Here is a 10,073-nt window from a genome sequence, read left to right as displayed (position 1 = left end):
GGGCGGCGGGACTCGAAGCGGGAACCATGGCGCGCGCGAGGATACGCAGGCAGGGCTCAAAGCCAAGTCAGCGTCCCACCTCCCTGCCCGGTGCCCGCCCGCCTGCCCTGCTCCGGCTCGGGAACCACTTCGCCGGGCAGCGTGGATTTCGCGCCGTTACGGACCGTTCTGGACGGGATGGAACCGGCGCGCCGGCCGTCACGCCGACATGTGGAGCGGACACGGACGCCGCCCCACAGGGAGGGCCTGCCCGGACGGGATGTCCTCCAGCAAAAGCCCAAGCGTCGGGAAGTACGCGCTTGGGTGAGGTGGGACCGGACACATCGCACCGGGGGGGCTCCTCCCAGCGCGCGTCCCGGTCCTTATAATCGAAGTGCCTTTTCACCCCGTGGAGGAGGGCGGCTCCCCTCCGACACGAGCCGAACGCGCGGTCCCACTCCGCGGCGGGGTCCCGAAGGGGCTGAAGCATCGCGATTGTCGTCGCCTGGGACCTCTTCGGAGTGGGTGTGGAATGGCCTTCCAGCCCTCCAGGTTCACCATGTTGGCCCCCCGGAAGCACGCGAGTTCTCGCGTCTCCTGTGAGGCTACGAGGGAGAGACATGAAGGACGCTGAGAAGGGCTCGTGGGTCTCCAGAATCGCCGCGTTCCAGGACGTGAAGACCTACGCGGAACTCAACTGGGAGGGCTCTTTCGAGGACTACCTCGAAATCGTCCGCAAGAACCCCAAGGTCACCCGCACCGCCTTCCAGAGGATCTACGACATGATCCTCAGCCACGGGAAGTCGGAGTACATCGACAACAAGAAGAAGCTCACCCGCTACCACTTCTTCAGTGACGAGCGCTTCGGCGGCCGGGACGCCATCTTCGGCCTGGACGTGCCGCTGATGAAGCTGGTCAACGTCTTCAAGTCCGCGGCGCAAGGCTACGGCACGGAGAAGCGCGTCATCCTCCTGCACGGGCCCGTGGGCTCGTCCAAGTCCACCATCGCCCGCCTGCTCAAGAAGGGCATGGAGGAGTACTCGAAGACGCCGGAGGGCGCCGCGTACACCTTCTCCTGGCTCACCGACAAGAAGCAGCCGGACGGCACGGTGACCAAGGAGAAGATGAAGTGCCCGATGAACGAGGAGCCCCTCAACCTCATCCCGCGCGAGTGGCGTGACAAGGTCTTCTCCGAGCTGTCCCCGCCGGAGTCCGGCTACACGATTCCCAACGGCTGCGAGCTGTGCCCCGCCTGCCGCTTCGTCTTCAAGGAGCTGATGACCCAGTACGGCGGTGACTTCGCCAAGGTCATGGGCCACGTCCACGTCAACCGGCTCATCTTCAGTGAGAAGGACCGCGTGGGCATTGGCACGTTCCAGCCCAAGGACGAAAAGAACCAGGACTCCACCGAACTCACCGGCGACATCAACTACCGGAAGATCGCCGAGTACGGCTCGGACTCCGACCCGCGCGCCTTCAACTTCGACGGCGAGTTCAACATCGCCAACCGCGGCGTCATCGAGTTCGTGGAAGTGCTCAAGCTGGACGTCGCGTTCCTCTACGACCTGCTCGGCGCGTCGCAGGAGCACAAGATCAAGCCGAAGAAGTTCCCTCAGACGGACATCGACGAGGTCATCATCGGGCACACCAACGAGCCCGAGTACAAGAAGCTCGAGAACAACGAGTTCATGGAGGCCTTGCGCGACCGTACGGTGAAGATTGACATCCCGTACATCACCAAGCTGGCCGAGGAGGTGAAGATCTACGAGAAGGACTTCAACTCCCGCGCCATCAAGGGCAAGCACATCGCCCCGCACACGCTGGAGATGGCCGCCATGTGGGCCGTCCTCACGCGCCTGGAGGAGCCCAAGAAGCACAACCTGTCGCTCCTGCAGAAGCTCAAGCTCTACAACGGCAAGACGCTCCCCAACTTCACCGAGGACAACATCAAGGAGCTGCGCAAGGAGTCCGTGCGCGAGGGCCTGGAGGGCATCAGCGCCCGCTACATCCAGGACAAGATCTCCAACGCCCTGGTGAGCGACAAGGGCGAGGGCTGCATCAACCCCTTCATGGTGCTCAACGAGCTGGAAGCCGGCTTGAAGACGCACTCCCTCATCAACACCGAGGACGTGCGCAAGCGGATGAAGGAGCTGCTCACCACGGTGAAGCAGGAGTACGAGGACATCGTCAAGAACGAGGTCCAGCGCGCCATCAGCGCCGACGAGGACGCCATCGGCAAGCTGTGCGGCAACTACATCGACAACATCAAGGCCTTCACCCAGAAGGAGAAGGTCCGCAACAAGTACACCGGTATTTATGAAGTGCCGGATGAGCGCTTGATGCGGTCGATTGAAGAGAAGATCGACATCCCCGAGAGCCGCAAGGACGACTTCCGCGGCGAGATCATGAACTACATCGGCGCGCTCGCCGTGGAGGGCAAGACCTTCAACTACCGGACCAACGAGCGGCTGCACAAGGCGCTGGAGCTGAAGCTGTTCGAGGACCAGAAGGACAGCATCAAGCTCAAGAACCTGGTGTCGTCCGTCGTGGACAAGGAGACCCAGGAGAAGATCGACCTGGTGAAGGACCGGATGATGAAGAACTACGGGTACTGCGAGATCTGCTCCACGGACGTGCTGAACTTCGTGGCCAGCATCTTCGCCCGCGGTGACGCCAAGGAGTAACGCCTGGCGAATTGACTCCAAGAGGGACGTGACACCGTGACCTTGAAGATCCACCAGGACCACTCCCGCTTCAAACAGATCGTCCGCGGGAAGATCAAAGCCAACCTGCGCAAGTACGTGCAGAAGGGCGAGATGCTGGGCAAGAAGGGCAAGGATGCCATCAGCATCCCCATCCCCTTCATCGACATCCCGCGCTTCAAGTACGGCCACAAGGAGCAGGGCGGCGTCGGACAGGGTGACGGTGACGTGGGTCAGCAGCTCGGCCCCGGGGCGGTGGAGCCCGGGGACGGGCATCAGGCCGGCCAGGGCGAAGGCGATCACGCCCTGGAGGTGGACGTCACGCTGGAGGAGCTGGCGCAGATTCTTGGCGAGGAACTCCAGCTGCCGCGGATTGAGCGGCGGCAGAACGAGCGCATCGTCACGCAGAAGGTGAAGTACACCGGCGTGAACACCACGGGCCCGGAGTCCCTGCGCCACTTCAAGCGCACCTTCAAGCAGGCCCTGAAGCGGCAGATCGCCACCGGCACCTACGACCCGAAGATGCCGGTCATCATCCCCACGCGCGAGGACCGGCGCTACCGCAGCTACAAGCTGCAGGAGCTGCCGGAGACGAACGCGGTCATCATCTACATGATGGACGTGTCCGGCTCGATGGGAGACGAGCAGAAGGAGATCGTCCGCATCGAGAGCTTCTGGCTCGATACGTGGCTCAAGCACCAGTACAAGGGCCTGGAGTCGCGCTACATCATCCACGACGCGGTGGCGCGCGAAGTGGACCGCGACACGTTCTTCCACACCCGCGAGTCCGGCGGGACGATGATCTCCAGCGCGTACAAGCTGTGCCGGGACATCATCCAGGCGGACTACCCGAAGAGCGCGTGGAACATCTACCCGTTCCACTTCAGCGACGGGGACAACTGGAGCGCGGATGACACGCGCCAGTGCATTGAGATGCTCCGCAACGACATCCTCCCGCAGGTGAACCAGTTCGCCTACGGGCAGGTGGAGTCCCCCTACGGCAGCGGGCAGTTCATCAAGGACCTGCGCGAGGCGGTGGGTGACACGAACAACGTCGCGCTGAGCGAGATCGCGGACAAGGACGCCATCTACGCCTCCATCAAGGACTTCCTCGGCAAGGGGCGCTGAAAGGCGCTTCTGTCTCATTCCCCACCGGAGCCACCGCCCCAATGCCCAAGAGCCTCACGCCGCGACTCGCCGCGCTTCGGGATGAAATCCACGGCTACGCCAAGGAGTTCGGCCTGGATTTCTTCGACACCGTCTTCGAGATGGTGTCCTACGACGAGATGAACATGGTGGCCGCCTACGGCGGCTTCCCCACCCGCTATCCCCACTGGCGCTGGGGCATGGAGTACGAGCAGCTGGCGAAGGGGTACGAGTACGGGCTGTCGAAGATCTACGAGCTCGTCATCAACAACGACCCCTGCTACGCCTACTTGATGGAGAGCAACCCGGAGGTGGACCAGAAGCTGGTGATGGCCCACGTCTACGGTCACTGCGACTTCTTCAAGAACAACTTCTCCTTCCGGCACACCAACCGCCGGATGATTGACGACATGGCCAACCACGCCACCCGCGTCCGGCGCTGGGTGGACAAGATTGGCGTGGAGAAGGTGGAGGACTTCATCGACCGGACGCTGTCGCTGGAGAACCTCATCGACCAGCACGCGCCCCACATCCGGCGCAATCCAGACCCGCAGCGCGCGGAGGAAGAGGCGAAGTCCAACGAGCGCGTGGAGGGCTTCAAGGTGAACCGCGAGTACATGCGCGGCTTCATCAACCCCTCCGAGTTCATGGACTCCCAGCGCAAGCGCGCGGAGGACGAGAAGCAGCAGCGCAAGCGCTTCCCGGAGCGCCCGCAGCGCGACGTGCTCTACTTCCTGCTGGAGCACGCGCCGCTGGAGCCGTGGGAGGTGGACATCCTCTCCATCCTCCGCGACGAGGCGTACTACTTCGCGCCGCAGGGCCAGACGAAGATCATGAACGAGGGGTGGGCCAGCTACTGGCACTCCACCATCATGACCCGCAGGGCGCTGCGCGACGACGAGATCATCGACTACGCGGACCACCACTCCGGCACCATGGGCGTGCGCCCCGGCGCCATCAACCCGTACAAGCTGGGCATCGAGCTGTGGCGGGACATCGAGGACCGGTGGAACAAGGGCAAGTTCGGCAAGGAGTGGGACGAGTGCGATGACCTTCGCGCGCGCCAGGCCTGGGACAAGAAGCTGGGCGCGGGGCGGGAGAAGATTTTCGAGGTGCGCAAGCACTACAACGACATCACCTTCATCGACACGTTCCTCACCGCCGAGTTCGCCCAGCAGCAGAAGCTCTTCGTCTACGGCTTCAACGACAAGCGCAACTCGTGGGAAATCCTCGACCGCGAGTTCCGCAAGGTGAAGAACAAGCTGCTCACGTCCCTCACCAACTTCGGCCAGCCCATCATCGAAGTGGTGGACGGCAACTACGAGAACCGCTCGGAGCTGCTGCTCGCGCACAAGCACGACGGGCAGGATTTGAAGGGCGACTACGCGCGGGAGACGCTGCGCAACCTCCAGTCCCTGTGGCGCCGGCCGGTGAACATCATCACCCGCTACGACGGCAAGGGGACCCTCCTGCGCTACGACGGGCAGCACCACTCGGAAAAGAAAGTGGAGCTGTAACCAGCAAGCAGGCAGGCGGGCGGCGAAGTGCGGTCAGGATTTGGGCGGAGGACCAACAGTCCTCTACAATCCTGTATCGCCCCCCATGAAGACCGCTTCCCTCCTGTGCCTTGCCGCCCTCGGGGTGGCTTCGACGTCCGAAGCCGCCACCCAGTTCGAAATCAAGAACCGCCGCATCGAGCCGCGCCAGACGCTGGCGGGTGCGCTGCACGACGCGGCCCTGCCCGACGAGCAGGTGACGGCGGTCATCTCCGCGCTGGAGGGCGTGTTCGACTTCCGCAAGTCGCGCGTGGGTGACCAGTTCCGGCTGGTGATGAAGAACGGCGAGCTGGACTTCTTCGACTACCGCCAGAGCACCGTGGACGAGTGGCAGGTGCGCCGCGACGGGGAGAAGTACGTCGGCAGCAAGCGCTCCATCGAGGTGGAGAAGCAGGTGTCGGTGGTCTCGCTGGAGATCAACTCGTCCCTGTACGAGGCGACGCTGGCGGCCGGTGAGGACCCGTCCATCGGCCTGGTGCTGTCGGACGTGTTCGCGTGGGACATCGACTTCTACCGGGACGTGCGCAAGGGCGACCGGGCCAAGGCCCTGGTGGAGAAGTTCGTCTCCAAGGGCCGCGTGCTGCGCTACGGCGAGGTGCTGGCGGCCACGTATGAAGGCGGCCTGGTGGGCAACAAGCGCGTGTTCCGCTACGTGCTGCCCAACGGCGAGGCCAACTTCTTCCAGGAGGACGGCGCCAGCGCGAAGAAGACCTTCCTCAAGAGCCCGCTGAAGTACGCGCACGTCACCAGCAGCTTCGGGTCGCGCTTCCACCCGGTGCTCCAGTACGTGAAGAACCACAACGGCGTGGACTACGGCACGCCCATTGGCACCCCGGTGTGGGCCGTGGCGGACGGCACCGTCGTGTCCGCGGGCAACGCGGGCGCCGCGGGCAACATGGTGGTCCTGCGCCACGCGAACGGCATGGAGACGCAGTACATGCACCTGTCGCGCTTTGGCGACGGCGTGCGCACCGGCCAGCGCGTGCGGCAGAAGCAGGTGATTGCCTACTCCGGCAACACCGGCCGCTCCACCGGCCCGCACCTGCACTTCGGCCTGAAGCGCAACGGCGCCTACGCCAACCCGCTCACCCAGAAGTTCCCCCGCGCGGATCCGCTGCCCAAGGAGCTGACGTCGGACTTCCTCGCCAAGGCGCAGGACATGGCCCAGCAACTGGACGCCGTGTCCGTGGCCGCCGTCGCCGGCAAGGCGGGCCCGCCGCCCACCGCCACGAAGTAGCGCCCTCCCGCGCTTCAAGCCCACGGGCCTCCTCCCCTTCACGGTGGAGCGGGGCCCGTCGCTTTTTCAGGTCCACTCGATGAGGAATTCGGAGTCGCCCAGGCCGCGCTCGGTGCCCTGCACGCTGCCCTCGCGGTGGAGCGCGGTGAGGGCGCCGCCGAGGATGCCCTCGTGGACCTGCACGGGCAGCAGGTCGCCCTTGAAGCAGAGCCGCACCCGCTTGTCGCCCAGGGCCTGGTACTCGCGCTGTCCGTAGCTGACCGCGGTGGAGTACGACGTGGGCGCGTTGCTGTAGAGCCGCTTGGGGTCTCCGCCACCGGACGTGAGGCGCAGGAGCGTCTGCCCCACCGTGGACTCCAGGAACGTCCCCACGATGGCCTCTCCGCACGCCCGCAGGGCCACGTCGCGCGTGCCGTATTGGGGCTCCAGCGCCTCGGACGCGAAGGCGAGCAGGCGCAGGAAGTCCACCGCCGGGTAGGAGAAGAAGTCCACCGGGCTGCGCTGCATGAGCGGCGCGCGCAGGCGCTCCGAGGCGTCACGCCCCAGCCGCTGGTGCACGAGCCGCAGCACCGCCGCGAAGCTCAGCCCTCGCACGGTGTCCCCGGGCCGGGTGAGGGCGATGCGCTCTTCCAGGTCATCCAGGGGGAGGGACATTCGGAAGCGTTGTACTCCAGTTTTGCGCGTTTTCGGTCCCTCTCACGAAGGCGGTGTGGATGTCTGTCATTCCCTGTGGCCGCGCCGCGTCACGGCGGGTCCCCCAGCACCTTCCCTCCCTGACGGAGGAAGCGGCCGACCCCCCATGGAAGCCGTGGGTTTCCGCTGCCCTGGGCTGGCGTGACACGGTAGCCTTCCGTCATGGGCGGCCCGCGTCAAAAGCACGGGTGCGCCCCGCAGTCCTTCAACCTCTTCGCGACCCTCGAGACGACCGACTTATGGCTCCTCCCGCCTCCGCGCGCCCCGCAGCGCCCCCGCCCTCCGCCTCGGGAACTCCCGAAGACAGCGGCCGCACCGGGCTCGACGCGGCCAGCGTCCGTCGCGGCTTCTTCGAACACGTGCGCTATTCGCGCGGCAAGAACCCGGAGACGGCCACGCCGCACGACCGCTTCATGGCGCTGTCCCTGGCCGTGCGCGACCGCCTCACGGACCGCTGGGTGAAGACGGCGCGCACCTACTACGAGCAGGACGTCAAGCGCGCCTACTACCTGTCCGCGGAGTACCTGCTGGGTCGCGCGCTGGGCAACAACCTGCTCAACCTCAACATGTACGAGGCCGCCGCCGCCGCCATGCAGGAAGTCGGCGTGGACCTGACGCAGCTGCTGGAGATGGAGCCGGACGCGGGCCTGGGCAACGGCGGCCTGGGCCGGCTGGCGGCGTGCTTCCTGGACTCGCTGGCCACCCTGGGCTACCCGGGCATGGGCTACGGCATCCGCTACGAGTTCGGCATCTTCTCCCAGGACCTGGTGGAGGGACATCAGGTGGAGCGCGCGGACGAGTGGCTGAAGTTCGGCAACCCGTGGGAGATCGTCCGGCCGGAGAAGGCCGTGCCGGTGCGCTTCTTCGGCCGCGTGGAGCACCACCAGGGCCCGGATGGCCGGCCGGTGGCGCGCTGGGTGGGCGGCAAGACTGTGATTGGCGTGCCGTACGACACGCCCATCGCGGGCTACGGCAACAACACGGTCAACACGCTGCGGCTGTGGCAGGCGCGCGCGAGCGCGGAGTTCGACCTGCTGCTGTTCAACGCCGGTGACTACGAGCGGTCGGTGGTGGAGAAGAACGACTCGGAGGTCATCTCCAAGGTCCTCTACCCCAACGACGCGTTCCAGGCGGGCAAGGAGCTGCGCCTCAAGCAGCAGTACTTCTTCGTGGCGTGCTCCATCGCGGACATCGTCCGGCGCTACCTGAAGAACCACGACGACTTCCGGGACTTCAGCCGCAAGTGCGCCATCCAGCTCAATGACACGCACCCGGCCATTGGCGTGGCGGAGCTGATGCGCGTGCTGGTGGACGAGAAGCGCCTGCTCTGGGACGAGGCGTGGTCCATCACCCAGGAGACGTTCGGCTACACCAACCACACGCTGCTGGCGGAGGCCATGGAGCGCTGGCCGGTGTCGCTGTTCGAGCGCCTGCTGCCGCGCCACCTGGAGATCATCTTCGAGATCAACCAGCGCTTCATGCGCCAGGTGCAGATCCGCTACCCGTTCGACGTGGAGAAGCAGCAGCGGATGAGCCTGGTGGAGGAGGGCCCGGAGAAGAAGATCCGCATGGCCCACCTGGCCGTCGTGGGCAGCCACAGCATCAACGGCGTGGCCGCGCTGCACACGGACCTGCTGCGCCGCGACGTGCTCCCGGACTTCGCGCAGATGTACCCGGAGCGCTTCAACAACAAGACCAACGGCGTGACGCCGCGCCGCTGGCTGGCGTGGTGCAACCCGCGTCTGTCCAAGCTGATCACCAGCCGCATCGGCGAGGGCTGGGTCACGGACCTGGATCAGTTGCGGAAGCTGGAGCCGCTCGCGGAGGACGCGGAGTTCCGCAAGGCCTTCCGTGAGGTGAAGCGCGCCAACAAGGAGGACCTGGCCCAGCACGTGAGGGATTTGCGCTGGGTGCAGCTCAATCCGGACGCCATCTTCGACGTGCAGATCAAGCGCCTGCACGAGTACAAGCGGCAGCTGCTGGACGCCATCCACATCGTGGCGCTGTGGATGAAGGCGCGGCGCGACCCGGCGAGCGTCATCACGCCGCGCGCGTTCCTCTTCGGCGCGAAGGCGGCCCCGGGCTACCACCTGGCCAAGCTGACCATCCGGCTCATCAACGGCATCGCGGAGGTCGTCAACAGCGACGCGGGCGCCACGGGGCTGCAGGTGATGTTCCTGCCCAACTACCGCGTGAGCCTGGCGGAGCGCATCATCCCCGCGGCGGACGTGTCCGAGCAGATTTCCACGGCGGGCTGGGAGGCCTCCGGCACGGGCAACATGAAGCTGATGCTCAACGGCGCGCTGACGCTGGGCACGCTGGACGGCGCCAACGTTGAAATCCGCGACGCGGTGGGCGACGAGAACTTCTTCCTCTTCGGGCTCACGGCGGACGAGGTCATCGCGCGCAAGAAGGCCGGCTACCGGCCGCGTGAGGTGTACGAGTCCAACACGGAGCTGCGCGAGGCGTTGGACCTCATCCGCTCCGGCTTCTTCTCTCCGGAGGACCGCAACCTCTTCCAGCCGCTGGTGGACAGCCTGCTCAACGAGGACCGCTACCTCGTGCTGGCGGACTTCGCGGCCTACGCGGCGAAGCAGGAGGACGTGGCGCGCGCCTACAAGGACCAGGAGTCCTGGACGAAGAAGTGCATCATCAACGTCGCCCGCGCGGGCATCTTCTCCTCCGACCGCACCATCAAGCAGTACGCGGAGGAGATCTGGCGGGTGCAGAAGACCGACGTGGAATGACGTGAGGCCACGG

The 10,073-nt window shown here is 65.6% G+C and carries 6 protein-coding genes; 5 read left to right on the top strand and 1 reads right to left on the bottom strand.

The features are described 5' to 3' along the window. Positions 1 to 599 precede the first annotated feature (599 nt). The 4 genes from D7X55_RS06975 to D7X55_RS06960 all read left to right on the top strand — a co-directional run bounded on the left by D7X55_RS06975 (position 600) and on the right by D7X55_RS06960 (position 6,620). The gene (locus D7X55_RS06975; protein WP_121722597.1) at positions 600 to 2,663 is read left to right on the top strand and encodes a PrkA family serine protein kinase; all 2,064 of its coding nucleotides are present in this window, start codon (positions 600 to 602) and stop codon (positions 2,661 to 2,663) included. A 36-nt stretch (positions 2,664 to 2,699) separates the two neighbouring features. Further along, positions 2,700 to 3,809: a DUF444 family protein gene (locus D7X55_RS06970; protein WP_120549429.1), complete on the top strand. Its 1,110-nt coding sequence runs from the start codon at positions 2,700 to 2,702 to the stop codon at positions 3,807 to 3,809. A gap of 41 nt (positions 3,810 to 3,850) precedes the next feature. Continuing rightward, positions 3,851 to 5,344 carry a SpoVR family protein gene (locus D7X55_RS06965; protein ID WP_120549430.1) on the top strand — a complete coding sequence of 498 codons (1,494 nt, stop codon included), beginning with the start codon at positions 3,851 to 3,853 and terminating at the stop codon, positions 5,342 to 5,344. An 85-nt stretch (positions 5,345 to 5,429) separates the two neighbouring features. Further along, positions 5,430 to 6,620 carry a peptidoglycan DD-metalloendopeptidase family protein gene (locus D7X55_RS06960; protein WP_120549431.1) on the top strand — a complete coding sequence of 397 codons (1,191 nt, stop codon included), beginning with the start codon at positions 5,430 to 5,432 and terminating at the stop codon, positions 6,618 to 6,620. A gap of 66 nt (positions 6,621 to 6,686) precedes the next feature. On the opposite strand, the gene D7X55_RS06955 is transcribed toward D7X55_RS06960, so the two are convergent. Continuing rightward, complete coding sequence (locus D7X55_RS06955; RefSeq protein ID WP_121722596.1) at positions 6,687 to 7,274, bottom strand: DUF2378 family protein; 588 nt, start codon at positions 7,272 to 7,274, stop codon at positions 6,687 to 6,689. A gap of 278 nt (positions 7,275 to 7,552) precedes the next feature. Between D7X55_RS06955 and D7X55_RS06950 the strand changes: the two genes are divergently transcribed. Then, complete coding sequence (locus tag D7X55_RS06950; RefSeq protein ID WP_120549433.1) at positions 7,553 to 10,060, top strand: glycogen/starch/alpha-glucan phosphorylase; 2,508 nt, start codon at positions 7,553 to 7,555, stop codon at positions 10,058 to 10,060. Positions 10,061 to 10,073: the final 13 nt, after the last annotated feature.

Origin of the sequence: Corallococcus sp. AB049A, assembly GCF_003668885.1 — a bacterium.
Taxonomy (GTDB): Bacteria; Myxococcota; Myxococcia; order Myxococcales; family Myxococcaceae; genus Corallococcus; species Corallococcus interemptor.
The sequence above is the reverse complement of the archived record's forward strand: the minus strand, read 5'-3'. Positions and strand labels throughout refer to the sequence as shown.

What these genes read in the sequence shown, in the direction of transcription:
- D7X55_RS06975 (WP_121722597.1), top strand. Translation starts at nt 600, where the DNA reads ATGAAGGACGCTGAGAAGGGCTCGTGGGTCTCCAGAATCGCCGCGTTC.
- D7X55_RS06965 (WP_120549430.1), top strand. Translation starts at nt 3,851, where the DNA reads ATGCCCAAGAGCCTCACGCCGCGACTCGCCGCGCTTCGGGATGAAATC.
- D7X55_RS06960 (WP_120549431.1), top strand. Translation starts at nt 5,430, where the DNA reads ATGAAGACCGCTTCCCTCCTGTGCCTTGCCGCCCTCGGGGTGGCTTCG.
- D7X55_RS06955 (WP_121722596.1), bottom strand. Translation starts at nt 7,274, where the DNA reads ATGTCCCTCCCCCTGGATGACCTGGAAGAGCGCATCGCCCTCACCCGG.
- D7X55_RS06950 (WP_120549433.1), top strand. Translation starts at nt 7,553, where the DNA reads ATGGCTCCTCCCGCCTCCGCGCGCCCCGCAGCGCCCCCGCCCTCCGCC.